This is a genomic window from Bacillus gobiensis, assembly GCF_001278705.1.
GTDB lineage: Bacteria > Bacillota > Bacilli > Bacillales > Bacillaceae > Bacillus > Bacillus gobiensis.
This window is the reverse complement of the sequence record NZ_CP012600.1, coordinates 3,124,559-3,149,308: the sequence shown is the minus strand read 5'-3', so window position 1 is coordinate 3,149,308 and position 24,750 is coordinate 3,124,559. Positions and strand designations below refer to the sequence as shown.

Below are 24,750 nucleotides of genomic sequence, written 5' to 3'. Positions count from 1 at the left end.
TATCATTCCTTTCCGATGATTTAACGATTCATTAACAGTCATGATTGATTGCTTGCTACCAAAGCTGGATTACACTAGAGATCATCCGTGTTATTTCTAAGTCTACATACTGCTGCTATCTGAAACGGTCATTTTGGCATACATCATAAGTTCTTCCATAACCCCTTTAATACCGGCTTTGGCATCCTCCGTTAATGTTCTGTTTTCATAATCGAAGTTAATCGGATCAAGGACTAGCTGCTTGGGAATGACATTGGCATAGACACCCCGCATGACCGTTCGAATATTTGTTAAAGCGTTGATTCCGCCTTTTCCGCCGCCTGCTGCTGCGATAATGGCGACAGGCTTGTGGGCAAATTGTTCAAAGCTTAAGAAATCAATCGCATTTTTTAATGCTCCGCTCATCCCGCTATGATATTCGGGAGATAGTAACACAACTGCGTCAGAATGTTTTACCGTATCCCTAAGTTTTTTGACATTTTCTAAAGAATACTGTTGCTCTTCCCCGTTGAAAATCGGTAAATCATACTCACTTAAATCAAAGTATTCGGTTTGATACGTACTGGCAATGTAATCAGCTGCGATTTTCGTCCGCCCTTTTTTTCTTGCTGTTCCGTTAAAAATGGTTATTTTCACGTCTCCTACTCCCTACTCCCTGTACTTGTTTTTCATAGCAATCCGTATAAAGCTCATGTATTCGGCTCATGGTTCAGTTTTTTCGTGTACTTGTTTTTTCTTTCTGCTTTGCCGAATTGAAAATAATAGAGTAATAGAATACTTACATGTAAAATCACAAGAACAATATAGATATTGCTGTATACAAACGCGTCTCGATGTAAATTTACCGGATTCCAATGAAAATTTGCTCCCTGGTCAACAACCTTGCTGTATATCCCGGCTGATACAGCCCCGGCAAGAAAGTTCAGCATCGCCAGCAGTCCCATGCCAACCCCGCTCTGGTCTTTTGGTAACGTCCGGGAAATCGAATTGGACAGGGCGATGTACATGAACGATTGCCCCACATTGCCGAAGACAAGAAAGAAAGCAATGAACACCGGCAAGATTCCCGCAAAGGAAGACAGCAGTACAAAGCAGATCAATAACAGGACCGATGCCATGTATAAAAGAAATGAATTCCCTTTAACATCGGCCAGTTTGCCGCCTTTTTGTCCCAAAAAAGCGGTGGCGACAGCAGCAGGAACCATTGCGAAACCGACGAGCCCCGGAGCCAGATGATTGACATCGCTCAACAATTGCGGACTTAAGAAAGGGAGCGAGTATCCGACTCCAGTTGCCAGGAATGCAATTATCAACCCAAGAGAATAACCCTTATTTCTGAACAGTGCCGGCTTAATAAAAGGCTCCTTGATTGAACGTATTCTCACGAGAAACAAAACAAATAAAAACAAGCACCCTGTGCCAGACAGCAATGAATTATTTGTGATGGCCAGAAGCAGTAAAGCTATTGTTCCAGCGAGCAGCCCGCCCCCAATCCAATCGATTTTCTCTTTCTTACCAATTTCTTCGACTAAATATTTTCGGTAATAAGGCAAGGTAAACAACGTAAGGAGCGGCATACAGAACAGCCATCGCCAATGAAGAACGCTGACCATTAAAGCGGCGACGACAGGGCCCAATGCATTTCCGATCGCTAAACCGGTCATCGATATCCCTAAAGCGCGTCCCCGACTCTCCGGCGGAAAGTAGCGAACCGGAATAATTGAAGCCGTTGCTGGAATGACTGCGGCACCCATGGCCTGCAATATCCGGCCGAGAAGCACCATCCAGTAGTCTTGGGAGGCAAGCCCTATCATGGATCCGATAGCAAAAAAGATCAATCCGAATGTCAGCAGATTTTTGAGTTTGTAGGAATCAGCCAGTTTCCCGTAGATAACGGTTCCAATCGCATAGATCAGTAAAAAGGCTGACGATACCCAGCTTACTTGCGAGTATGAAAGATGATAATCTGCGCTAATCTCGGGTAATACGATATTGAACATCGTCGCGCTCATGACAGAAATGACAAGTGTGAATGCGAGAAGACGAATGATTTTTTCTCGTGATTGCTGCTGGATTCCGGTTTCCACTTCTTTCCCTCCCTGTCTAAGTAACGGGTGGCATTAACTTAAACCATCCTCTCGAAAGAATATTGTCAGTAAACAAGAATTATTTTACAATCAAATATAAATAAATAATAATATATCTTTTTGCATATAATACATAACTTTCAATATATGAATGGAGTGGAGAAAAGGTGGAGTTGCTTCAATTAAAGTATTTTCGAACGGTTGCCAGAATGGAGCATATGACGAAAGCATCTCAAGAACTGCATATCGCACAGCCGGCCCTGAGCAAGACAATTGCCCGGCTGGAAGAGGATGTGGGTGTACCATTGTTTGACCGGCAGGGACGGCAAATCCGGCTTAATACGTTTGGAGAGGTATTTTTGAAAAAAGTAGAGACAGCACTCGATGCACTTGAAGAGGGAAAGAAAGAGGTGAATGAACTCGCAGGGCTTGAGCATGGGAGCATTCATTTGGCAACTTCGACTTTAGATCGCCTGTCGGAGCCTTTGGGACATTTTCTTTCTCTTCATCCGGAAGTCAATTTTCGCATTACGCAAGTTTCAATGGAAGAAATGGAAGAGCTGGTTGAAGCGGGTAAGGTTGATTTTGGTTTTACAGCGCTTCCGATCGAAAAGCCAGATTTTAGCGCAATGCCTGTACTAAACGAAGATCTTTATCTGGCTGTCCCTCCCGGCCATCGATTAGCGGGGCGCAGCAGCGTCTCTTTAAGCGAGGTGGCTGATGAACCATTTATCGGATACAAAGAAGGCTTCCTTTTTCAAAAACTGAATGATTCTTTTTTTCGGAAGGCTGGGATAATGCCTAATTTTGTCTGTCGGGTAGACGAACCTGCAGCTATTGCAAGTCTTGTTCGTGCAGGGCTGGGTGTTGCACTGGTTGGGGGATGCGGAAGAGGCGGAGATTCCCCGCTTACACTTGTTTCTATTAAAACTCCTGTTTGTCAGCGTAATTTTCAACTGATATGGCACAAGAAACGATACCTTTCTTTGGCAGCTCGCAAATTTTCGGATTTTGTTGTCCAGTACTTTTCCGAATTGCAGGGGGCAAATAAATAGGCATGCTTAAGCACTTACTGTCGGTTCAAGAACTGTTAATGTGTTATTGAAGGTATTCATATTTACCATCGCGCCTATAGGAACAGCAGCTTTATAATAGCCGTGTGCCGTTGCCAGGTTTGTCATTAGCGGTTTTCCGAGGGGGACAACGAATTCGTTGATCAAATCCTCGTAAGTTTTGCCGTATGCAGCCTGGCAGTTCGTGCATTCCCCCATAATGATGCCGATGCAATCATTAAATTTTCCAGCCATCTTTAAATGGTTCATATACCGAAAAACGGTATTTATCGGTTCATGTGTTTCTTCAAGAACTATAATTTTCCCCCTAGTATCGGTTTCAAAAGGCGTTCCAAGTGTGCCGACAAATGAGGCTATATTGCCGCCGACAAGCGTTCCTGTCACGTTGCCTTGAACTCTGCTTACTAATTGAATATCCGGTGGATTTTGGATCTGCCTCATCCACGAAAACACAGACGTCGACGAAAAAAACTGGTTAAAATTATAGGCGGGAGTTTCCGGCGTGAAATCAATAAGCAGAAGACTTTGGAAGGAGAGTAAATTCGCGAATTGATGCAGTGCATTTAACAAGACGGTGATATCACTGTAGCCAGTCACGATTTTCGGGTTGCTTTGAATGGTTTGGAAATTCAAGTAAGGAAGAATTCCCGCTACACCCACGCCGCCTCTTGTAGGAAGAATCATTTTGACTTGATTATTTTCAAACATTCTCATCAAATCTGCGGCACGCTCTTCATCTGTACCTGCCAAATACCCGTTACTGGCATAGACATTGTTGCCCAAAATAACTTGAAACCCTATGTTTCTTAAAAACTGTATCCGCGCATTAATCTCTGCTTCACCCAACGGACTCCCTAACGTTACAATTCCCACAGTGTCGCCTCGTCGTAAAATTGGGGGCCGGATGGCCATAAGCATCCATTCCTTCCCGAATAAAAATGACTTTTTAAATTATATTTGCAAATTGAATGAACGATGACGAATATTCGGTACTTTATTAAGCGCCGGTCCGTTTTTTCACATCGGCTGCAAGCTCAACCAGTGAAAATAAGATGGCTCACAGTAATTCTATTTCTAAAGGAATATCTATACTAGTCATGAATGAATCGACGATCGAAAACACCATCCAATTACAAAAGCACTCTACTAAAAACGTAATAAGACTGCCGGGAAGGGAAATATAGCTTTTGATCACTAGAATTAAAGCTTTGCTTAAGATGAGTTCTGTCGGAATTCCTACAAGATAGGTAAACAATATGAAAAGTAGAATGGATGTATAAGAATCATAAGTGACACCAAAAATACGAAAAACTCCGGTGATGCCAAAAAAAAGTAACTCCAGACAATATTGCTAACGAGACAATGATAATAATGCCTATACCGCCAATGACAATCAATTTTTCTCCGATCGCCATTTCTTTATACGAAGGTTCTTTTTCTTTCAAATTCTTTCCTCCCTTCTCCTTTTATTATTGTAACAAAGAGTGGAAATAATGGAATAAGTTTAAGAGAGAGGCAATGGGAAGCCTGTCTTATTCCTGATAAGCTTAGAGCAGCCTGTGTTGCGGAGCAATTTCCATATTTTTAAATACGCTTTAAATTCAAAATTGTAAAATTATTATTTACAAATTGAAAATACTAGTATAGGATATCTACATAGCAAAGAGAGGAGACATTCTGAAATGAATACCTGCACTTATACAAATTTTTCTATTATTCTCATATTATGCTGAGCGGACTGAAACAAAGCCATTCTTAAAATGGAATTGTTTGAGTCCTGTTTATGGTTACTAAACCAGGCGCTCAAGCATACATGTGAGAAGCGCCCATCCGAAAAGGACGGGTTTTTTATTTGCAGTCATATAAATTAATTTAGTTAGAGGAGCTTACGAGATGAAGAATTACGTAGTCGAACGAATGTATAAAGCATCAGCCGCCATTGCAAACGCAGTGTTGGTTACTCTTGGAATTGGTCTGCTTTTCGAAACCTTTGGCAAGCTTACAGGTTTTGAGGCATTATTAATAATTGGCGGAGTCACAAAAGTCTTGTTAGGACCGGCTATTGGAGCAGGGATTGCACATGTACTTGGAGGAAACACGTTGGTAATTTTCAGTGCAATAGCGTGTAGTTCAATTGGGGGAAATTCGATTAAACTTGTCGATGGCGCAATGACGATTGTTCCCGGACAGCCGGTTAGTGCGGTGCTTGCAGCCGTTATTGCAACCTGGGTTGGAAAACGACTGACTGGCCGTACGAAGCTAGATATGATGGCGATACCAGTTGCAGCAATTTTTGTAGGAGGATTAAGCGGAGTCGTACTTGCTGCAATAACTACGCCGCTTCTGCAATGGATTAGCGGATCGATTGCAACATCAGTAAACGGATCTCCGCTTGTCTCTTCAATGGTCATATCTTTGGTTTGGAGCATATTGCTAATGACACCTGCGTCATCTGCTGCCTTGGCTATTGCTTTACAGATGGATCCTGTTTCTAGTGCAGCTGCATTAATTGGTTGTACCGTTCAGTTTGTCGGCTTTACAGCAATGTCAATCCGCCAAAATGACTTGGGCGGGTTTTTGGCGCAGTCGATCGTTACGCCAAAGGTTCAATTTCCGAACTTAATTAAACGGCCGATTCTTGTCGTGCCGCCGTTTGTCGCAGCTGTCATTTGTGCTCCGATCGCAACGCTCGTTTTTAATTTTCAAGTATCATACGAGCTTGCTGGTCTGGGATTAAATTCATTGATTGCACCACTGAATATATTAGCAAATCAAGGAATCACCGGAATCATGATTTATGTAGGTATTGGAATGGTCTTGCCGGTTATTATCACTCTTTCGCTTTATTTCCTTTTAAAGAAAGCTGGATTAGTGAAATCCGGCGACTTGCACATGGAAGTTCGATAGCATATAAAAAGGGAATCGGGAAAGCATACTTGCTTCTCCCGAGTCCCTTTTTTGTTATCCGTAATAACCAATAAAATTGAGAAAAGCAGTTCCCCCAAAGGTAACGATCAGACAAATAACGAATATGAATACTGCCACTCGCATGCTTTTAAATTGAAATCCTATAATTATAGTAGCGAGTAAAGTAAACACCAGCCCGAATGTTATCGAAGCCATTGGCGTGGTTGGGGTTAAAAAATCATACCAATGGATAACGTTCATTTTTTCCGCTCCCCTTTGAGATCTGCCTGCTTACCCAGTGATATCAGTATAAGCTTTCGGTTTTCTTACTAAGCTCATAATGCCGGCAATAAGGTAAAGAATGGCGGGCAAAAATCCGAATCCGAAAGAAATGAGTCCCGTTAAAACCGCGCCTGCAATGTATAAAATGCCAGCCAATTTCGGCTTTTTATTCCCTTTAATATTGAATACAGCAATCAATCCGAGAATCAGCCCGATGAGAGCTGCAATTGTAAACGCCCATCCTCCGCTGCTTATCATTGCCGCCATCATATCAGTATCACCCGGGTTTAAGGTTGGATCTTCTGCAGCAACATCCTCCAATCCTTGCTGGAAATCTGCATTTCCATTTAATGAGAGTAATAAAACCCCAAAAAGTAACATAATCCCTGAGCAGACAGCTCCGATTATACCCAATGTAATTTCAGCTGTACGTTTCACTAGTTTGTTCCTCCTATAATAATCTTTTTCTACTATTTTATATTATCTTTTTTTAGAAGCTATTCCAATAGCTTCATTTATTTATTTCCTATTACCTAATCCAAGATTCCTTCATGCGGTCAATCATCCAGCGCCGGACTATTTTTTTACTCCAGCCTGTGTGATTACGTTTTAACGCTTGTACTCTCCAGTACATGGGCGGATGCGGCATAAATTGAAATTCCAGTATTCGAAAGAGCCACCACTCCTCCCGTTCAAGAGAATTTGATGAACTTTTTTTCTTCTCATTAACAGCTATGCTGTATTCCATGGATTTAGCTATGGCCTCGTCTTGGCGCAAGGCAATACAGGAGAGGCTTTCAGCCATTTGCTGTGTACCGCCGGGAAGAAAGGACGATCCTAAATGATCAGCGCGAACCTCCATCCATTGGGAATTTGAATGTTTATAAATACTTTATAATTTGAGAGTTGAGGCGTCGTCCATACCATTCGTCCTCTTAACCATAACCGATTTAATAAAAAAACAAGGATAGACAAGAAGGTAAAGATTAACGAGCCACCAGGACCAATCAAAGTCCAGACGTATGGTCCAAAAAGCAATCGCCTGAAGTCCTGCGCAAAAGGTCAGTACTAAAGAAATTAACGCATAGCTGCGCCAAAGTGGATTTTTTCTTGCATAGAAATACAGGCTTAAAAAACCTGTTGCAGATACGAGTAAATCGAGCGGAAGAAAGGACCAGTTCCATGAGACTAAAATCGGATTGTGATAATCCTTAAACAAATATTCTTCCGGAATCCATCCGAAAAATGTGATTGTCCAGTAAAGCAAAAATCCAATGTCTGTCACAAGAAAAAAGTATTTTAGCCTTTCCATTTTAGTGAGCCTCTCCAGTAAAGTTTAATATAACAACTCCGGTCACAATTAACAGAATAGCGATGATTTTTAAACCGCTCAATTGCTCCCCGAAGTAAAAAAAGCCAATGATTGTGATAAGGATGATTCCCATTCCCGACCAGATCGCATAGGCCACTGAAACATCGAGGCTTTTTAATGAAAAAGCAAGAAATGTAAAGCTTGCAGCATAAAAAGGAACCATGAGAATAGAGGGAACGATTTTCGTTAACCCGTCTGAAAACTTCATAGACGCTGTCCCTGCGACTTCAAGTAAAATTGCTAATAACAAATAGAACCAGTTCATTTCTCTTCTCCTTTCATAGAAATGCCGTTTAGCAGAATATCGATCATTTCGTTCAGAGCGCTTTGAATGGATAATTGATTTCCAAGGATAAATTTTGAATCAAATATCTTGTTTATTCCGCTTAGATACATTTGAATAAACAGCTCTGGGTTCACTCGCTTGATTTTTCCTTCTTCTATCCCTTTCTCCAGCAAGAAAAGAACCTCAGACCATTCTTCTTTAATAAAACGATCAAGCTTTACCCATTGATTGTAGTGTGATTTTTTTATATTAGATATCAATTGCGGGTCCATCAGCTGAAAATCCTCTGGAACATAGGTGAGAATCAGTTTAATCTTCTCCAATGAATTTAATTGTGCGTGACAAGCAATTTCCTGTTCCTTAGCTTGGATTTGATAAATGAACCGGTTGATGACTTCCTCGACAATTTCATCCTTTGAGGAAAAATGCTCGTATATCGTCCGCCTGCTTACAGACAGACGGCTCGCTAAATCACTGATTGTAAAAGAAATCCCTTTTTTGTGAATGAGATGGATCGTCTCATCAACAATTCTATTTTTCAATTTGTCTTCCGCCTCCTTGAACTTTTGGTACTTATTTATTTTCATTAGTACCAAAATGATTATAGCAAATATTAAACAATTTGTTATATTATATGTAAAATTTAACTTAATTTAAGCCGGGCATTCTTTTTAATTAAGCTCAGCTTGATATAGTGGGCTTATTCATAGGAATAAGGAGAGACACAAACAGTGAGCGAATATAAATCGTTAGACATTAATAACCGAATTGTTTGGCTAGATCAGGCAAGAGGCTTTGCATTATTAGGTATCCTGCTTGCGAACATGCTGCTGTTTCAGTATGGAATGTGGGAGGATTTAACCTTTAGGCCATTAAATTGGTATGATCGGGCAGCCTTTGAATGGACCAATATTTTCGCAGTACACAGCTTTATGCCCTTATTTGCTTTTTTGTTTGCGTTCGGAATGGTCATTATGAAGGATCATATGAACCAAAAAGGAAATTCTAAATTTCGAAGGGTTTTTTTTCGCAGATTTTTATTTTTGGGAATCGTAGGCTATCTACACGGCACCTATATTTGGGATGGAGATATTTTATTAAGCTACAGTGTGATCGGTCTAATTTTACTCTTTCTCTTTTTAAACAGGAAGCCAAAAACGTTATTGGTCTGGTTTATCATATTTATGGCTTTATCAACCCTTCTGACATATGGAGGAGCACCTGAAGCACCGGACCAAGAGATGAAAAACTTTTTAGAACAATCCCAGCAGATTATGCAATATGGAAGCTATCAAGAAATCGTTGACCATCGTGTAAATGACCTTCCGCCAATTTTCAATGACACCGGGCTTCTCGTCGTCATGTTGATTATAATGCCGTTTTTTTCATTTCCGCCATTTTTGCTTGGTTTGTATGTTGCAAAAAAACGGTGGCTGCATAAGCCGGAAAATCATTTGAAAGGGATCAAAAAAGCTTTTTGGCTTTCCTTATTTCTCGGCTTTTCGCTAAAATCACTTACACTCATCTGGGATGAACCGATTGTATATATGCTGAGCGAGGGAATCGGACCGCTGGCATTAACTGTTTTTTATATTACTTCTATTGTACTATTGGCGCAATCAAGAGCATGGAAGAAGATGCTAAAGCCATTCGGCGCACTCGGACGTCTTTCCTTATCAAATTACCTGATGCAAAGTGTCATTATGACGACCATCTTTTATGGTTACGGCTTAGGTTTATATGGCAGAATAGGAGTTCTCGCAGGGATATGCTTAGCCTTTGCTTGTTATGCCGTGCAGCTGATAATCAGCGTCTGGTGGCTGAAGCATTTTAAAATGGGGTTATTCGAATGGCTGTGGCGAGGGGTCACTCATTTGAAGGTACCGGAATTAAGGCGTAAGAGAAGGATGCTGCCGGAGCAATCAAATCAGGTGAAGGTTTAAGAGGCTCCGTTTTTCGGTATATTTTAAATAGAATGGTGTGTTGGAGGTGTACAGTTGGAACCAAAGTATTGGACAGAAGATGATGTAAAAGCGACTTTGCCGATAAGGGATGCAAAAGGTCATAAAGGAACTTACGGCACTGCTCTTCTCCTGGCTGGAAGCGATGATATGCCAGGTGCTGCTCTGCTTGCCGGACTTGGAGCGATGAGAAGCGGACTCGGGAAGCTCGTGATCGGAACATCTGCCAGTGTGATCCCGTTAATTGTTCCTGTGCTGCCTGAAGCGACCTATTGGCGGGATGGATGGGCTAACGTAACAGAAGATACAGCAGAGGAAGGCTACCAGGCGATTGCTATTGGCCCTGGGCTTGAAGCTTCAGAAACTGTAAATAAGGCGATTGAATTGCTATTAAAAGGAAATCAGCCGCTGGTACTTGATGCTGGAGCGCTGTCTGAACGTTCCTATCCAAAGCGGAAAGCTCCGATTGTTTTAACGCCTCATCCCGGCGAGTTTTCCCGCATCACCGGTATGGAAATCAAAGAGCTGCAACAAGACCGAGTCGGCTCTGTCACGTATTGGGCAAAAAAGCTAGGTGTCACGATTGTACTAAAAGGAGAAGAAACCGTGATTGCGTTCCCCGATGGAAATTGTAGAAAAAATCCAACAGGAAACGCGGCGCTCGCCAAAGGAGGAACTGGGGATACATTAACAGGAATGCTGCTTGGCATGCTTTGCTGCCATAGTAATCCGAAAACAGCTGTTTTGAACGCAGTCTATCTTCACGGTGCATGTGCTGCAAAGTGGACAGAAAACAGATCCAACCATACAATGCTAGCCCATCAGCTGACAGATGTGCTCCCAGAAGTATGGAAACAATTTGAAGAATAATTCCCTTGAATTCTTGTGCAGATTTGTTACAATACGATAGGTGAGCTACAATGTGCGTACGATAATTAAGTTTTAACCTTTAAGCTGTAATAGGGAGTTTTAAATCGAAGCCGGAATGTCATGCCTCCATTATGAGAGGACGACAGGAACGTTTCTGCGAGCACCCACTTTTTAGAAGTGTGGTCTAAAACTTTCTTATGGAAGTACGGCAATTGGAGCTTTCCTAAAAATGGATGAAAATAAAGTGCATTTCACTTGTTTTTCATCTGATAATTGAGTAGACTATGTTCATAAGCTGCTTTGCGCGTATGATAATTAAGTTTTAACCTTTAAGCTGTAATAGGGAGTTTTAAATCGAAACCGGAATGTCATGCCTCCATTATGAGAGGACGACAGGAACGTTTCTGCGAGCACCCACTTTGAGGAGTGTGGTCTAAAACTTTCTTATTTAGATACGGCAAATGCAGCTTCTTAACTCAAAAACAATCAGCCATTCCCTTTATCGGGAGTGGCTTTTTAATTTTAGATGAAATTTACAGCTCGTATCTGAATTATCGCCATAAGAAAAATATGGAAGTAAACTTTAGGGGTAATCTGGAAGAATATCCATCCTTACGTTAGATTCTCTTAATATAAGTACCATACGAAAAAAGAATCCAGGGTGTTTGGGGAAGACCAGGAATCTGAAGGAAGCGGATATAAATCCTGTGAGAAATTCTTGCAATAATATTTACAAAGCTAATAAATATAAGCAATATATAGAAGCGAATATATAGAAGCGGTGATGGATGTGTTTCAATAAGAACCACTCCCCGATGAAAGTCTGCTTTGGGAAATGTGAGAATCTCATTCTGACTCCCCGCATATCCGCAAAATCAATTTAGTGCATTGATCGCTGTGTTGATATCATTGTTGATAATGTGAACGCCTGGAAAACAGGCGAACCAATGATCAATGTTATAGATACGAGTAAAGAACACTAAAGTGAGGGGTGTTCCAATGTATAAAAAATTAAAAAACCTACCATTAACTGATCAAGTAGAAGCCCTAACAGCATCTCTTGTCCAAACATTAAGTATAAATGGGACAGATGGAGAAGTTAAAATTGCAGAGAAGATTGAACAAATTTTACGCAGCTTTCCTTACTTCAAACAACGTCCTGATCAAGTATGGACTCAAGAATTACCGAATGATGCAATTGGCAGAAAGAATGTTTTTGCACATATTAAAGGGAATGTAAATTCGAAGAAAACGGTCGTATTTCATGCCCATATTGATACAGTCGGGATTGAAGATTTTGGTGCGCAACAGTCGATTGCCAATGATCCAGCAGAATTATTGAAGTATTTTCAAACATATTCAAATGATGAAGAGATACAGACACAGGCTTTGACTGGGGATTGGATGTTTGGACGCGGAGCATTAGATATGAAAAGTGGTGTTGCGGTTCATTTGATGAATGTTCTCCACTTCAGTGAGCATCTTGAAGATTGGGATGGAGATATCATTTTTATGGCAAATCCAGTCGAAGAAAATCAACATTCAGGTGTCATTGCTGCTGTAGATGAGTTGTTGCGACTCCGCGTGGAAGAAGGTTTGGATTATGTAGTAGCGGTCAACACTGACTATATTTCTGCCTTATACCCTGGTGATACAAACAAGTATATTTTCACTGGTGCTGGAGGAAAGCTATTACCTTGTTTTTATGTGTATGGCCGCGAAACCCATGCAGGACAAACGCTGAATGGTCTCGATCCAACGCTGATAACTTCTGAATTAAATAAACGTATCAATAACAATATGAAATTAACGGAACACATTGAAGGTGAATTGATTACACCTCCTTCTGCTCTCTACCATAGAGATACAAAAGAATTTTACAATGTACAAACAGCAGTAACAAGTCATTTATATTTTAACTTTATGGTACTGGAAGCTTCTCCAAAGGATATTATGGAGAAGTTAAAAGTGGAAGCAAAGGCAGCGGCAGCGGAGATAAAAGCCTATTATGAAGAGAATTATAAGGCCTTTGCCCGTGTGAATCAGTTCCCATCTGATCGTCCAAATTGGGATATAAATGTGTATAGTTATGCAGAATATTGTGAGAAGCTCTCTGTACAAGGAATAGATGTGAAAGCTGCTGCATCACAAGTGCTCAAGGAAAATCCGGCGCTTGAGTTACGTGACCTCTGCTTTAAAGTAGTTGATCGATTGCGAGAGTTAGATCAAGCAGTAACGCCATGTGTTATTGTTTTCTATGCACCGCCATATTGTCCACATAATTATTTAACGGGAAAAGATGCAAGAGATCGCGAAATTTTACAAACTATTGAGGAAGCAACAGCGAGAACTTCTGCCCGTACGAGTGATACGTTTTTAGTGAAGAAATTTTTCCCCTATTTAACAGATAGCAGTTATTTATCACTTCATGATACAGATGAGGAAGTAGACTATCTTGTGGACAACTTTCCGGAATGGAACAAGATTTACCCAGTGCCAATTAAAAATATACGAAAATTAAATATCCCTTCTATTAATGTTGGTGTATACGGATTTGATGCTCATCGTTGGACAGAACGTGTATATAAACCGTATTCCTTCGATACAGTACCACGACTCATTAGAAATATGACAAGATCTTGGTTAAAGGTTGCGGTTAACCAATGATAAGAAAAGGAAAAGGTAGAAAAACGCGCGAATAAAGTATTATCTCCAGTTGCACTAAGAGCAACTACTGTTGGCGTACGAATTACTCCTGCAGTTATCAATTTAAAGGTGACAGCGTTATTGAAATAATTTCAGGACGGTTCAAGACCCTTTGCGGAATCACGCTGTTTCCAAGCCCTCTGCTGACAATCATTGAAGAATGGTTCATGTTATACTTCCCGGAAGTGTATTGTGGAAAAAAGCCTTGATTTGGAGCGATCACACCTCTGATAAAGGGAATTCTAAATTGCCCGCCGTGAGCATGACCGGAAAGAATCAAGTCCATATCGAATTGCGTATATAGTGAAAACAGTTCCGGGCGGTGTGATAATAAGATTTTAAATGAACCTTCTTTCTTGATACCTTGAAGTGAATTCTTTATCGCTTCTTCAGCAGCGATGTATTCTGTAATCGATTCGTTTCCCATAGAAGGATCATCAATCCCAAGAATGTAAATTTCCTCCTGGCCAATTTGTATAGAACCATGAGTATTTCTCATGACATTCACACCTAAACCCCTTAGCTTTTCCTCTAATGAACTGAACTTTCCCGACCACCGTTGAGTAATTTTTTGTTTCTAAAACAATCTTATCATTTTCACTGACAGCAGATGACAGTGTAGTTCGTTTATGATGAAGGAAACCAGATTACAAGGAGGAAATGAGTAATGAATTCATTAAAAATGTACGACTACCACCAATGGGCGAACAAACAAGTGATTGACCGCTTAAAAGAACTTCCGGAGAGCATTTATGATAAAGAAATAAAGAGTGTGTTTCCTTCCATAGCCAAAACGCTCTCTCACATTTACCTTGTCGACTCAGGGTGGCTCGAAGTGATGTCTGGAAAAAGCTTTGAGGAAGCTTTGCAATTGGAGGAGCAGGTAAGTAATTTAACTAAAAATATGGGTATTCATGAAATCGAAGTGATTTTTTCCAACTTATATGAGCGATTCAACGCGTTTCTTAATAGTCAGCCTGATATGGAAAAAATCATCGAATTTGATAACCCGTGGGCCGGACCGACTGCAGTCAGCCTTTCTGACATGATTATCCACATTGCAAATCACGGAACGTATCACCGAGGCAATATTGCAGCCATGCTGCGTCAATTAGACCATTCCTCCGTAATGACCGACTACGCAGTGTTTTGGTACGCGAATCAACCGAAGTAGTAGAAAGATTTTTAGATCTAAAAAGTGAAAAAAGGTTATATGCATTTTTCACCATCGATTGGACAGGATAACAGTGAAATCACTAACAAAGGAGGGAAGATACGTGAAGATAAAATGGCTGCGGATCCTGTCAGTACTTTTTCTGTCCATTTTGATGGTTACGGGTTGTAATGCTGCAAATGAAGATAACGATAACGATGCTCCGGGAGTAGATGAAAACGACACAATGAATAAAGATGATGAAAAAGATAAAGAAAGAGACCCGGAAGACCCTGCTGAGGACCCAGAGGATATGGGCGATAGAGATCGAAAAGATGAATAATTGAAATGGATTGGAAGGAGCCAGATGCCTAGATATGTCAAGGAGTCTGGCTTGTTTTGTTACGATTTAAGCAACTAAATTGGAATATGAATGTAACTAACAAAGGTGATGCCGACTTGTAGTACTGAGGGTAAATAAAATGAAGTGCTTTTCGGGTTTATTGTAGTTGTAGAGTGGATTTTCATCACTTCTAAAAAAACAAATATCAAAAAAGACTGTAGCATTTTTTAGATACGTTATTGAGGGGATGGAAACCTACCTTGCTGCTTGAAAGGTTGTTCCCATTGTAGGGGTTAATAGAAAAAAATGGAATAGTTAGCTTGGGCAAAAGTATATTTATCAAGAAACTCTATGTTTTATGTCAATGTAGTGGATTTTGCTACCGGGCCCCCTATTCATTAATCCTGGAAGCTGTAAGAGTAAGTGGATTTTGCACAAAAAAATTAGGATTATTCACGGTTACTCGAACTTGATATCTAACATTATTAAGTTTGGTAGTTGGCACATCTACGTGTGAAAATGGCACTGTAGTTACATCATCATTTCCTTTTCCAGCATCCTCGTCATCAACTTCAAAGAATTGTGAATAAATTACCTGAGTACCTGTTTGAGGAGAGGTTCTTGTAATAGTTAGGGTTACTTCCGAGAAAGTATTAATATTATTATTATTTGCTGTAATAATACCATTTAACCATACTCTGTCTCCTGCATTGATTTTACGAAAATTCACTTGAAGGATTGGAACTGGAGGTGCTGGCTCTGGTGGTATTGGTATAATAATATCTGTGTTTTTTTCATCAAATTTAAATTCAAAGTACTCTCCTTTTTTACGATCATGACGATTATATTTTTTTATTTTAATCACCTTTTCATAGATTTTCTATATATTATTCATTTAATTGAAAGAGTGCTTGTCTGTCTGCCTCAAGGTTCTGGTCCAAAAATTTCAAGATACTTGCAAACAATCTCTAAGAATTGGACAAACCGATACTAAATCGTGGTAGTAGAATATAAAATTGGTATTAAATTATTTTATTCCTGAACGAATATCTTTCTCAAGTTGCTAACCATTACCAAAACTTAAGAGTATAGACACTGTTTTTAAAATGCTTTACGTCAAGGCATCGAGAGGTTTCATAACTTAGGTCATATATGACTGAGAAAGTGTTGCATAACGAAAAAGTTGTTTACTGAACAATGAGTTATTTACTAGAAAAATGATAAAAAAGTATTTTTTCAAATGGAGCAGTTGGCTGAGAAGTAATAGCAATTATGGGTTTCTAACAGTTAGTGGGGTTTGGGATACCCCACTAGTTAAAGTTCCGCTTATTCCCCGTTTATTGTACCGAATCCATCAAATCCTTTATATTTTAATTTTATATCTCCATATTTGTCGATATCAGTTATGTCTATGACAGCAACTATTTTTTGAGGTACTGCAGCCGGTGAATAAAACAAATCTTCTTTTTTTGTATCTCCGTTTTTAAGTTTATATTCTATATATAAACTTAAATCGTCATTCGCTGTTTTAATATCATCATTTCTTATTTTCGCTGCATTTTCTGAGTCTAATGGTGTAATTTCTCCAATGTCCTGAAAATCTGGATTTTCGGAGTAACCTAAAGTGAATTTTATTTTTGGAGTAGGTTGGTTGCTCGTATTATTAACTTTTATTGTAACTCCATCATCATATTTGATAAATTCTCCTTCTTGAGCTACTGCTAATAAGAATAGCAAGACATATCCAAGTATAATTACTATCGCAATTCCACTGAAAACGAACATTGTTATTTTTATTCGTGTATTAAACATCTGGTCCCCCGAATAATAAATTTAAATTTAGCGCAATGGAAAGGTATCTCGAAAACGTTTCGAATTTTTAGTGTGCTGATATCAGATCATTATTGTATAGGTAACCAATTAACTTTCCAGATACCTTCTGCGTTTTTTGATAGCGCAAATGCAGGTCCCTCAGTCTCTTTAGAGGTGATAACAGCGTATTTGTCATCGGTAATGGTTTCATACAATGTTTTTGACAAAAACCCTTCACGAGAACTTGGATTGTTCTCTGACTGAACAGCTTGGATATATTCATTATAATTTGGTTTTTCATAGTTTGGATCATTGTTATGAAGAGCGTATTGGGTCTTATAATCTTTTTGATCGTCACAATAATAATAAAGATAAAAAATATCCGACGGTTTAAGGTTTTTGAGCAATTCATCATCTAAGGAGATAGAGTATTTCTCGTAAATACGCATTAGATTATCCGGTAACCGAATACCATTTTTATCGTCTGTTAACAGTGAGAACTTTTGAGAGTCGTCAATACTTTCCGTAGATCTTAAGTCAGTAAGGATTTCTTTTATATGAACTTCAGCAGAGTAATTAGTTGCGTGCTGAATGCTTAATTTATCAATGGAAATTGATAAATTAGGAAAGGGTTCTTTCTCTTTAACGTATTTAATTAATTGGTTTTGATCTTTTTCTGTAAAAGTTATCACCTTAATCATGCCACGCTCAACCGGGAAAAGTTTTTGTGAATTCTCTGTTGGTTCAAAAAGAATGTTCTTATCATTATCTAAATAAAGTTTACCAGTGATTTTGGTGTTACCGGAGAATGTTTTCATTTTTGAATTATCTTCTATTAGTGTCCATCCCTTTGTCTTTTCTCCCACCTCATTATTTTTGTAAACATTAGTGTTGTTCTCATTTTCAGAACTGTTATTAATTATTAATCCAAATGCACATATTGCTGCTGAAGTAACGACCGTAATAAGGATAGGAAGAATAGGACTTTTTTTCTTAGCATTAAATTGATTGGTATTAATTTTATGCAGCACTTGTTGCTTTTCAAAATTTGTAAAAACGGGTTGAGCGGCCATTTCATTTTCAAGAGTCTTTTTTATTTCTTTATTATATTTACCCATAAAGCTCACCGCTTTCTTTTAGGTTTAGCTTTTTCTTCAGCTTTTCCTTCCCTCGATACAACCTGGTTTTTATTGTTGCTGCTGGCAGACCCGTTACTTCAGAAATTTCCTTAACTGTCATATCGTTATAATAGTGAAGGAAAATAAGTTCCCGATATTTAGGGGGGAGAGTCAAAATATTATTGTAAAGTTCCTTTCTATCATGCTGGGACATTATTTCTTCTTCTGGAGTTTTATTTGTATCTTTATTAGAAATTTTGTGTAATAAAATATGATTAAAATGCCAACTCTTCAAATAATCTTTCGACTTATTAATCGCTATAGAAAATACCCATGTTTTTAATGATGATCGGCCTTGAAACGTGTCAAGTTTTTCAAAGACAGTTAAAAAGACATCTTGAGTTAAATCACTAGCTGTTTCCCAATGCTTTACATATGTAAAAATCAGCCGTTTGATCGAAGTACCATGCTCATCCATTAGCTTCTCAATCGTCTTTACCCGATCTTCGCGAGAATTATTATGATTGGTCAAAAGCAGTACCCCCTTTTCTTATTAATAATTTTGACGATGCAAATTGGGAATTGGCTTCAAAAAAATTTTTGGGGAGTATCAGAATGTCGGTTAAGGTCTTATTCATTTATTTTATGAGTGGTTTTTGAATGATTCATTACTACATTGACAGTTAATCAATTAGTATTTTACTAAGGTCTATACGGAGTGAAAGGCAAAAGAGATTTCGATATCTGAGGTGATGAGAAGGAGGAGATTCGACAGGAAAACTCGAATAAACTATTGATAAAAACTTTAATTTGGGAATCAGTTTCGCTGCTTTTTACCAAAATAATAAAATGAAGGACAAAATGCAAACAAACATACTAGGAGCAGAAATAAGAAGGAATCTGGTTGACCAAGTTACTCTTCTTTTCAATGACTCTCTTGATTCAACCGCTATATCAAGTCTTCTGGAGTCTGGATCATTAAAAGTTCCGCCAGTCATAATTATAGCAAGTACTAAAAATAAACCACCTGTAATTCCAGTTATTTTAGGAATAAAATTTATATCTTGCAACCATACAAGAGCAATAAAGTCTACGATTAATATAATAATACCAATCAATAAGTATTTCTTCATAAAATTCTTCCTTTGAAACAAACTCACCCACTCCTGTCCTTTAAAGCTTGATTTAATGATACTATACATATTTTGAGAAAAAATGTATATAATTTCAATTTAACATAAGCCCTAACAAAAATTAAATATGTTCTTTGAATTGTGGTTGTGATTGAAGGGATAAGAGGGAACGGAGCAGCTTATTTCAACTTCCTCATAGTGAAAAATCTTGAGGGAATTGTTATGAAAAAAGTTAACTCTCCCGACGAATGGCTGAAATAACCAAGGTATAGTTTTATATTCTTGAAACCTGATATCAAATTTATCAACCATTGCGGATATTATACGGACGTGAATAAGTTGTCCATAACTTATGAAAGGAAATACATGGAATATATTAACTTTAGAACGAAAGGGGGGAAACAATATGCCAGTTTATATACCTGATAACTTGCAAGGTTCCGGTAATACGACTACAACTGTCCTAGACGACAATACTCCTACTCTTCTATTTGAATGGGGGCATTTTATTGAAAATACTCCTAACCTGTTAATGGTCAATGGTGGTTTCGCACTACAAAGTTCTGGTGAAGGCACAAGTATAGTTGCAGTGGATCTCACAATGGATAATTCCTCCACCGACTCAAAATCCATCAGTCTGTTAAGCACCGGATCCCAACTGACAGAAGGTATTACCGTAGATGTTGGTGCTCGACTACAAAACGTAACCCCGGGTCATCATATTTTCAGACTCATTGTCACTAGAGAATCAGCAACCGCCGGCATAGTTATTAGTGCAGGATTAGGTGCAGTAACTTCCATTTCTGGTCCTGCGTAATAGTAGTTTAGGAGCACTCCTTGAAGTGATTCTTGTTGAACTTACACAAGTATAGAGCAATACAATCGAGTCTTTTTTATTTTGCAAATTATTGCTTAGAAATTTTCGTATCTAATAGGGGAAAAGCCAGCTGCCAATGCTTCCAAAATCAATTCTTTCCATTCTTCATCTAATTCATTGGATCTCAATTTTTGTACAGTCCTATGCATATTTTTAATCCGATGCGAACGTTTAATTCATAAAGAAAAAAGAGCCGGAAAACCTTATATATCAAGGTTTCCGGCTCTTACTCATTTGACGTCCCAGATAGGAATCGAACCTACGACCTACAGCTTAGGAGGCTGTCGCTCTATCCTGCTGAGCTACTGGGACACAGAACTATATTTTAACTGATTTCTAAGAAAAGGTCAAAAAATCAATCGAATTCAGGGGTTTTCTGCAATAGGCCGAATCCTCCTCTTATTTTGTAAATGAGCTGTGGTTAATTACACAGATATCCCAAGTAATTGCACAGTTCTGACTCATAATTGCATAGATACCCATAATAATTGCACAGTTCTGTACCATTTTTGCACGGATCCGCCTCATAATTGCTCAGATGCACGATTTTATTGAACAATTCCCTCGACAGGGGTTTTCCCTCCCCGTTAACTAAATTTCCGAGCCTCTCAAATAATACCTTTCTATTTCTTCCTTAGGGACCATGCTTCCGCCGGTGGCCCAGACAATATGCGTAGCGTTTTTCATTTTCTCATTCAGGCCTTGTTCGTTTAAGAATTGCTTGCCTGATGCTTCGTTGAACAATTGTACAGGTCCATAGAAGCCAGCTAAAGCGGAAGGCTCTAAGTAGATGTTTTCCGTATCTGCGGTTGTTTTTAATAAAGAAAACAGGCGGTCGTCGTTTATCGTGTAGCTTCCGCTTAGCATTTGGCCAACAGTTTTTCCGACAAAGCCTGATGCCCGGCCTACAGCAAGGCCGTCAGCTGCCGTTCTATTGTCCAAATCAAAATCCTGAACAGATACGCCGTTATGAAGGCCTGTCACGAGTCCAAGCAAGAAACAAGGGGAGTGGGTCGGCTCAGCGAAGAAGCAGTGAACATTCTCTTGAAAAATCTGTTTTAAGCCAAAAGCAACTCCACCCGGACCACCGCCAACACCGCAAGGGAGATAGACAAATAAAGGGTGGTCATGATCAACCAAGATGCCTTTTTCCTTCAGCTGTCTTTTTAATCGAGAGGCCGCTGTTGCGTAGCCAAGAAAAAGATCTTCGGAATTTTCATCGTCTATAAAGTGGCAGCGGCTGTCAGTTAGTGCCTGTTTTCTGCCTTCTTCAACTGCTTTGCTGTAGTCGTCCTCGTACTCTTTCACAGTGACACCCTTATTCCTCAGTAAATCCTTTTTCCACTGCTTGGCATCCATGGACATGTGAACGGTGACTTGAAAGCCAAGAGCGGCACCCATAATTCCGATGCTTAGTCCTAAATTGCCCGTAGAACCGACAGATAACTGATAGCGGGAAAACAATTTTTTAAAAGGGTCTGTGTTCAAAACAGAATAATTATCCGATAGTGCTAACATCCCGCCTGCAATTGCTGTTTCCTCTGCAAACTTCAAGACTTCATAGATCCCGCCCCGTGCTTTTATTGATCCGGAAATGGGCAGGTCATGATCACATTTAACGAGCAGTCTCCCGTCAATCTTCGTTTCGTATTGATCTTCTATTGCTGCTTTCAAAGCGGGAATGTTCCGTAAAGGAGACTCGATCAGTCCATTTTCAGCCTTGGTTTCTGGAAAAATCGTTTGAATTAGCGGTGCGAAACGCTCTAGTCTCTTTTCGGCAGCCTCAATGGCATCTGGATGCAAATTTTCGGGTTTATGCTGACCTCTATAATCTGGATTAGTCCAGAACACCTCTTTTTTATCACTCACATCCTGTAAAATCGGATGTTCTTTTTTCCAGTCTGGTATCGATTTTCCTGCAAGGTGTTTCATAGGCTCCTCCTATGGATCACAATTTCTTGATTTTGAGATATTACTTTTGAAGGTTTTTTAATAGAAAGTGCCATTACAATTGAAAGGACAGAGACTCCAATTAAAAACCAAAAAGCTGCATCATAAGTTCCGAAAGAATCAATCATAAATCCCATTACTAAAGGAGAGATAAACCCTGCAGCTTGTGCTCCCATATTAATAATACCCATTGCAGATCCAATAACTCTGTTTGGCATCATTTTATGTGGGAGAGAAAAGGCTACAGTAAAAGCAAAGCTTTTGAACACCATGCAAATGTTCATACAAATCATGGCTGTAACTAACGATTGAGTGGTAAACATAAAATAGAGAAAGACAGCAGACACAAGCATTCCAATGGCGGCATAATACTTTTCGTGGTTCGGTATAAATCGCTGGATAAGCCAGCCGCTAAATAACATTGCAACTCCGGTTGAAATACCTGGAAGAGCTGCGAAAAAACCCATCGACATCATGTCCATACCCCTGGAATCCATTAAATAAGAAGGAATCCAAGAGGCGAGTCCCCAATTGACAATACCTGCTGCAAACCACATGATTGTTATTTTCCAAAGTTCAAGATTAGCCAAAACCTCTTTTAAAGGTACCTTGTTTGTTTCATTACTCTCTCTTTCTTGCCTCGGCACTTTGTAATAAACCCAAAAGACGGCAGTCATTATTACACCCAACAGTCCAAGGACGATAAACATATTTCTCAGCCCATCCATAAGATCATTGGTGCGGCTACAAGCGGAGCAAGAGCAATACCGAAATAATTGGAAGACATAAGAATAGAGGACGCATTTGACCGTTCGTTTTTCGGATAAAAGTCGGCGATTCCTTTTTGAGTGGCAGACGGATACCCACCTTGACCAATTCCGAACAGGAAGCGAATGATGAGTAACGAAGCCAATGACCATACTAAACCTGTTAAAACAGTAAATACAGACCATACAACGACTGACCAAAGTATAATTTTTCTTGAGCCGAATTTGTCTGTCAGCCATCCTCCTGGAATCTGCATAAGGGCATAGGAGAAAAAGAAGCTGCTAAGGATCATTCCTACTGCGGAAGGTGATAAGCTAAGCTCCTCTTTAATTGATACAACGGCAACGCTCATGACCATCCGATCAAGATAGTCCACTAGATACCCTATAAACAAAAGAATTAAAATGACATGTTTATTACGCTGTTTTCCAATTGTATAATCCATATTAATCCCTCCTGATTACTTTTCCTGCGGCTGTGCCAGTATAATTACCTTGTGAGACGGTATGAACTCCATTGATAAACACATCGTGAATTCCAATAGGACGTTGAAGAGGGTGATCAAAAGTCGCTTTATCCTCAATCTTATTTGGGTCAAAGATGACGAGATCAGCAAAATAACTTTCTTTTATTAACCCACGGTTTTTCAGACGCATCATTTGAGCGGGAGCACTAGTCATCCTGCGAACTGCTTGTTCAATAGTCAAAATCTTTTTCTTTCGGACGTATTCGCTTAAAACTTTTGGAAATGTTCCGTATAATCTTGGGTGGGGCTTCCCGCCGAATATCCCGTCTGACCCAACCGATTGTAGCGGGTGGCGAAGTCCCAGTTCAACGTCTTCTTCATATCCCCAGTGAATGGTCATTGCAACGTTGCCCCTTTCCTCTAACAACAGATCAAAAGCGGCATCAGCGGGTTTTTGCTCTCTGGATCTAGCGATTTCTACCATCGTTTTTCCTTCGAGCGGTTTGTTCTGATCTGTCATAACAGAGGTAATGACAATGTTTTCCCATCCGCAGCTTAATACCCAATTCTCAAAAGTGGTATTGCTTGCGAAATCTTCTTCAATTCGTTTTCTATTTTCTGAATCTCTAAGCCTCTCTAGCATTTTTAGGGATCCTCCAGCATGGACCCAAGGGGGAAGAATAGCTTGAAAAACAGTGGAGGCTGCAGAATAAGGATATTGGTCAAACGTCACCTCAATCCCTTCATTTCTTGCCATTTCCATTTTTTCAAGAGCCATTGAAAACTTGTCACGATTCTTATGGCCAATTATTTTGAAGTGTGAGACATGAAGTCTGGCTCCAGATTGCCTTGATATATCAATGACTTCCTCCAAAGCTTCCAGTGAGTGAATACTTTCATTGCGAATATGTACCACAAAGCATCCATTGTAGGCAGCAGCACCCTTACAAATTTCAATCAGCTCTTCTTTATTTGAAAAAACATTTGGTGGATAAACGAGACCTGTTGATATCCCAATTGCTCCTTGTCTCATCCCTTTTTCCACGAGCTCACGCATTTTCACGCATTCTTCTTGTGTAGCTTCTCTGCCCTCAAATCCCATCACAAGCGTACGAACTCCGCCGTGTGGCACTAAGTAGGCGGCGTTGCCGATTATATCTGAGTTTTCCAAAAATGATAAATACTCATCAATACTTAACCAATTCCAATCACCAATATCCCCATTAAGTCCGCTCAACTGCTTTTGCCAGATAGGCTTGGTTACTTCAGAAACAGGGGCAACCGAAATGCCATCCTGACCAAACAGCTCTGTAGTTACACCCTGCAATACTTTTATTTTGTGAATGTCAGGAATAGTGCACAATAAATCTGAATGGACGTGTGGATCAATAAAACCGGGAGAAATAATATTTCCTCCTGCATCAATGCTCTTCCTTGATTCAATGCTTGTAAGGTCGCCGATTTTTTTAATGATTTCACCTTTTATACCAATATCTGCTTTAAACCATGGATTGCCGCTTCCATCAACTACCCTGCCGTTTTTTATTACAGTATCTAGCAAAATATCATTCCTTTCTCAGGTTACA

The 24,750-nt window shown here is 39.5% G+C and carries 29 protein-coding genes, 1 tRNA gene and 2 other RNA genes; 10 read left to right on the top strand and 22 right to left on the bottom strand.

The window, feature by feature from the left end:
- Positions 1-102 precede the first annotated feature (102 nt).
- Both AM592_RS15800 and AM592_RS15795 read right to left on the bottom strand, forming a co-directional pair.
- On the bottom strand, positions 103-636 hold the full coding sequence (locus AM592_RS15800) for an NADPH-dependent FMN reductase (protein WP_053604697.1): 534 nt from the start codon (positions 634-636) through the stop codon (positions 103-105).
- 53 nt (positions 637-689) lie between these two features.
- Complete coding sequence (locus AM592_RS15795; protein WP_053604696.1) at positions 690-2,087, bottom strand: MFS transporter; 1,398 nt, start codon at positions 2,085-2,087, stop codon at positions 690-692.
- A 167-nt stretch (positions 2,088-2,254) separates the two neighbouring features.
- On the opposite strand from AM592_RS15795, the gene AM592_RS15790 reads away from it, so the two are divergent.
- Entirely contained in the window at positions 2,255-3,142 is an 888-nt protein-coding gene (locus AM592_RS15790; RefSeq protein ID WP_053604695.1) for a LysR family transcriptional regulator, read from the top strand.
- 6 nt (positions 3,143-3,148) lie between these two features.
- Here the strand turns inward: AM592_RS15790 and AM592_RS15785 are convergent, their stop codons facing one another.
- The 3 genes from AM592_RS15785 to AM592_RS24180 all read right to left on the bottom strand — a co-directional run bounded on the left by AM592_RS15785 (position 3,149) and on the right by AM592_RS24180 (position 4,605).
- Positions 3,149-4,072, bottom strand: a complete 924-nt coding sequence (locus tag AM592_RS15785) for a S66 peptidase family protein (protein WP_053606134.1) — start codon at positions 4,070-4,072, stop codon at positions 3,149-3,151.
- 145 nt (positions 4,073-4,217) lie between these two features.
- On the bottom strand, positions 4,218-4,463 hold the full coding sequence (locus tag AM592_RS25380) for a YrvL family regulatory protein (protein WP_376773390.1): 246 nt from the start codon (positions 4,461-4,463) through the stop codon (positions 4,218-4,220).
- Positions 4,444-4,605 (bottom strand): hypothetical protein, encoded by a 162-nt coding sequence (locus AM592_RS24180; protein WP_158320311.1) that lies wholly within the window; start codon positions 4,603-4,605, stop codon positions 4,444-4,446. The genes AM592_RS25380 and AM592_RS24180 overlap by 20 nt, the downstream gene beginning before the upstream one ends.
- Before the next feature lie 448 nt (positions 4,606-5,053).
- Between AM592_RS24180 and AM592_RS15780 the strand changes: the two genes are divergently transcribed.
- Positions 5,054-6,067, top strand: coding sequence for a PTS sugar transporter subunit IIC (locus AM592_RS15780; protein WP_053604694.1), 1,014 nt, complete (start codon positions 5,054-5,056; stop codon positions 6,065-6,067).
- Between the two features lie 54 nt (positions 6,068-6,121).
- Here the strand turns inward: AM592_RS15780 and AM592_RS15775 are convergent, their stop codons facing one another.
- From AM592_RS15775 to AM592_RS15750, 6 genes are all read right to left on the bottom strand, one after another.
- A complete protein-coding gene (locus AM592_RS15775; protein WP_053604693.1) occupies positions 6,122-6,328 on the bottom strand; it encodes a hypothetical protein in 207 nt (68 codons plus the stop codon).
- Positions 6,329-6,358: 30 nt separating this feature from the next.
- Complete coding sequence (locus AM592_RS15770; protein WP_225970246.1) at positions 6,359-6,787, bottom strand: DUF4064 domain-containing protein; 429 nt, start codon at positions 6,785-6,787, stop codon at positions 6,359-6,361.
- Positions 6,788-6,878: 91 nt separating this feature from the next.
- Positions 6,879-7,211, bottom strand: coding sequence for a hypothetical protein (locus AM592_RS15765; RefSeq protein ID WP_148564342.1), 333 nt, complete (start codon positions 7,209-7,211; stop codon positions 6,879-6,881).
- A 30-nt stretch (positions 7,212-7,241) separates the two neighbouring features.
- Entirely contained in the window at positions 7,242-7,661 is a 420-nt protein-coding gene (locus tag AM592_RS15760; protein WP_053604691.1) for a YvaD family protein, read from the bottom strand.
- Between the two features lies 1 nt (position 7,662).
- Positions 7,663-7,986 (bottom strand): DMT family transporter, encoded by a 324-nt coding sequence (locus AM592_RS15755; RefSeq protein ID WP_053604690.1) that lies wholly within the window; start codon positions 7,984-7,986, stop codon positions 7,663-7,665.
- Positions 7,983-8,549: a TetR/AcrR family transcriptional regulator gene (locus tag AM592_RS15750; protein ID WP_053604689.1), complete on the bottom strand. Its 567-nt coding sequence runs from the start codon at positions 8,547-8,549 to the stop codon at positions 7,983-7,985. Before AM592_RS15750 ends, AM592_RS15755 begins: the two co-directional genes overlap by 4 nt.
- A 189-nt stretch (positions 8,550-8,738) precedes the next feature.
- Here AM592_RS15750 and AM592_RS15745 point away from each other — a divergent pair, with 189 nt between their 5' ends.
- The 5 genes from AM592_RS15745 (at position 8,739) to AM592_RS15735 (ending at position 13,505) form a co-directional block, all read left to right on the top strand.
- Positions 8,739-9,950: a DUF418 domain-containing protein gene (locus tag AM592_RS15745; RefSeq protein WP_053604688.1), complete on the top strand. Its 1,212-nt coding sequence runs from the start codon at positions 8,739-8,741 to the stop codon at positions 9,948-9,950.
- Positions 9,951-10,004: 54 nt separating this feature from the next.
- A complete protein-coding gene (locus tag AM592_RS15740; RefSeq protein ID WP_053604687.1) occupies positions 10,005-10,838 on the top strand; it encodes an NAD(P)H-hydrate dehydratase in 834 nt (277 codons plus the stop codon).
- 39 nt (positions 10,839-10,877) lie between these two features.
- Positions 10,878-11,063, top strand: a non-coding RNA gene (gene ssrS, locus AM592_RS23420) — 6S RNA.
- 64 nt (positions 11,064-11,127) lie between these two features.
- Positions 11,128-11,312, top strand: a non-coding RNA gene (gene ssrS / locus AM592_RS23415) — 6S RNA.
- A 525-nt stretch (positions 11,313-11,837) separates the two neighbouring features.
- Positions 11,838-13,505, top strand: a complete 1,668-nt coding sequence (locus AM592_RS15735; RefSeq protein ID WP_053604686.1) for a M20/M25/M40 family metallo-hydrolase — start codon at positions 11,838-11,840, stop codon at positions 13,503-13,505.
- A 97-nt stretch (positions 13,506-13,602) separates the two neighbouring features.
- Here AM592_RS15735 and AM592_RS15730 read toward each other — a convergent pair whose 3' ends face one another.
- Positions 13,603-14,043 (bottom strand): metallophosphoesterase, encoded by a 441-nt coding sequence (locus AM592_RS15730; protein WP_053604685.1) that lies wholly within the window; start codon positions 14,041-14,043, stop codon positions 13,603-13,605.
- A 168-nt stretch (positions 14,044-14,211) separates the two neighbouring features.
- Between AM592_RS15730 and AM592_RS15725 the strand changes: the two genes are divergently transcribed.
- Together AM592_RS15725 and AM592_RS15720 are read left to right on the top strand one after the other, a co-directional pair.
- A complete protein-coding gene (locus tag AM592_RS15725) occupies positions 14,212-14,718 on the top strand; it encodes a DinB family protein (protein WP_053604684.1) in 507 nt (168 codons plus the stop codon).
- A 103-nt stretch (positions 14,719-14,821) separates the two neighbouring features.
- Positions 14,822-15,040 carry a hypothetical protein gene (locus AM592_RS15720; RefSeq protein ID WP_053604683.1) on the top strand — a complete coding sequence of 73 codons (219 nt, stop codon included), beginning with the start codon at positions 14,822-14,824 and terminating at the stop codon, positions 15,038-15,040.
- 391 nt (positions 15,041-15,431) lie between these two features.
- Here AM592_RS15720 and AM592_RS15715 read toward each other — a convergent pair whose 3' ends face one another.
- The 5 genes from AM592_RS15715 to AM592_RS15695 all read right to left on the bottom strand — a co-directional run bounded on the left by AM592_RS15715 (position 15,432) and on the right by AM592_RS15695 (position 19,103).
- Positions 15,432-15,905, bottom strand: coding sequence for a hypothetical protein (locus AM592_RS15715; protein ID WP_225970245.1), 474 nt, complete (start codon positions 15,903-15,905; stop codon positions 15,432-15,434).
- A 461-nt stretch (positions 15,906-16,366) separates the two neighbouring features.
- Positions 16,367-16,852 (bottom strand): hypothetical protein, encoded by a 486-nt coding sequence (locus AM592_RS15710; RefSeq protein WP_053604682.1) that lies wholly within the window; start codon positions 16,850-16,852, stop codon positions 16,367-16,369.
- 89 nt (positions 16,853-16,941) lie between these two features.
- Positions 16,942-17,970 (bottom strand): hypothetical protein, encoded by a 1,029-nt coding sequence (locus AM592_RS15705; RefSeq protein WP_053604681.1) that lies wholly within the window; start codon positions 17,968-17,970, stop codon positions 16,942-16,944.
- Complete coding sequence (locus tag AM592_RS15700; RefSeq protein ID WP_225970244.1) at positions 17,963-18,502, bottom strand: sigma-70 family RNA polymerase sigma factor; 540 nt, start codon at positions 18,500-18,502, stop codon at positions 17,963-17,965. The genes AM592_RS15705 and AM592_RS15700 overlap by 8 nt, the downstream gene beginning before the upstream one ends.
- A gap of 301 nt (positions 18,503-18,803) precedes the next feature.
- On the bottom strand, positions 18,804-19,103 hold the full coding sequence (locus tag AM592_RS15695) for a DUF5316 family protein (protein WP_148564341.1): 300 nt from the start codon (positions 19,101-19,103) through the stop codon (positions 18,804-18,806).
- Between the two features lie 406 nt (positions 19,104-19,509).
- On the opposite strand from AM592_RS15695, the gene AM592_RS15690 reads away from it, so the two are divergent.
- Positions 19,510-19,920: a hypothetical protein gene (locus tag AM592_RS15690; RefSeq protein ID WP_053604678.1), complete on the top strand. Its 411-nt coding sequence runs from the start codon at positions 19,510-19,512 to the stop codon at positions 19,918-19,920.
- 298 nt (positions 19,921-20,218) lie between these two features.
- Here the strand turns inward: AM592_RS15690 and AM592_RS15685 are convergent.
- The 5 genes from AM592_RS15685 to AM592_RS15665 form a co-directional block, all read right to left on the bottom strand.
- Positions 20,219-20,292 (bottom strand) — tRNA-Arg (locus AM592_RS15685).
- A gap of 279 nt (positions 20,293-20,571) precedes the next feature.
- Positions 20,572-21,912 (bottom strand): D-serine ammonia-lyase, encoded by a 1,341-nt coding sequence (locus AM592_RS15680; RefSeq protein WP_053604677.1) that lies wholly within the window; start codon positions 21,910-21,912, stop codon positions 20,572-20,574.
- On the bottom strand, positions 21,909-22,640 hold the full coding sequence (locus tag AM592_RS25025; RefSeq protein WP_053604676.1) for an MFS transporter: 732 nt from the start codon (positions 22,638-22,640) through the stop codon (positions 21,909-21,911). The genes AM592_RS15680 and AM592_RS25025 overlap by 4 nt, the downstream gene beginning before the upstream one ends.
- 5 nt (positions 22,641-22,645) lie before the next feature.
- Entirely contained in the window at positions 22,646-23,143 is a 498-nt protein-coding gene (locus tag AM592_RS25020; protein WP_053604675.1) for an MFS transporter, read from the bottom strand.
- Position 23,144: 1 nt separating this feature from the next.
- Entirely contained in the window at positions 23,145-24,725 is a 1,581-nt protein-coding gene (locus AM592_RS15665; protein WP_053604674.1) for an N-acyl-D-amino-acid deacylase family protein, read from the bottom strand.
- Positions 24,726-24,750: the final 25 nt, after the last annotated feature.

Excerpts from the sequence above, each read along its gene's own strand:
- AM592_RS15785 (WP_053606134.1), bottom strand. The coding sequence starts at position 4,072 with ATGGCCATCCGGCCCCCAATTTTACGACGAGGCGACACTGTGGGAATT.
- AM592_RS15780 (WP_053604694.1), top strand. The coding sequence starts at position 5,054 with ATGAAGAATTACGTAGTCGAACGAATGTATAAAGCATCAGCCGCCATT.
- AM592_RS15775 (WP_053604693.1), bottom strand. The coding sequence starts at position 6,328 with ATGAACGTTATCCATTGGTATGATTTTTTAACCCCAACCACGCCAATG.
- AM592_RS15765 (WP_148564342.1), bottom strand. The coding sequence starts at position 7,211 with ATGGAGGTTCGCGCTGATCATTTAGGATCGTCCTTTCTTCCCGGCGGT.
- AM592_RS15760 (WP_053604691.1), bottom strand. The coding sequence starts at position 7,661 with ATGGAAAGGCTAAAATACTTTTTTCTTGTGACAGACATTGGATTTTTG.
- AM592_RS15755 (WP_053604690.1), bottom strand. The coding sequence starts at position 7,986 with ATGAACTGGTTCTATTTGTTATTAGCAATTTTACTTGAAGTCGCAGGG.
- AM592_RS15735 (WP_053604686.1), top strand. The coding sequence starts at position 11,838 with ATGTATAAAAAATTAAAAAACCTACCATTAACTGATCAAGTAGAAGCC.
- AM592_RS15730 (WP_053604685.1), bottom strand. The coding sequence starts at position 14,043 with ATGAGAAATACTCATGGTTCTATACAAATTGGCCAGGAGGAAATTTAC.
- AM592_RS15725 (WP_053604684.1), top strand. The coding sequence starts at position 14,212 with ATGAATTCATTAAAAATGTACGACTACCACCAATGGGCGAACAAACAA.
- AM592_RS15710 (WP_053604682.1), bottom strand. The coding sequence starts at position 16,852 with ATGTTTAATACACGAATAAAAATAACAATGTTCGTTTTCAGTGGAATT.
- AM592_RS15705 (WP_053604681.1), bottom strand. The coding sequence starts at position 17,970 with ATGGGTAAATATAATAAAGAAATAAAAAAGACTCTTGAAAATGAAATG.
- AM592_RS15695 (WP_148564341.1), bottom strand. The coding sequence starts at position 19,103 with ATGAAGAAATACTTATTGATTGGTATTATTATATTAATCGTAGACTTT.
- AM592_RS15690 (WP_053604678.1), top strand. The coding sequence starts at position 19,510 with ATGCCAGTTTATATACCTGATAACTTGCAAGGTTCCGGTAATACGACT.
- AM592_RS15680 (WP_053604677.1), bottom strand. The coding sequence starts at position 21,912 with ATGAAACACCTTGCAGGAAAATCGATACCAGACTGGAAAAAAGAACAT.
- AM592_RS25025 (WP_053604676.1), bottom strand. The coding sequence starts at position 22,640 with ATGTTTATCGTCCTTGGACTGTTGGGTGTAATAATGACTGCCGTCTTT.
- AM592_RS25020 (WP_053604675.1), bottom strand. The coding sequence starts at position 23,143 with ATGGATTATACAATTGGAAAACAGCGTAATAAACATGTCATTTTAATT.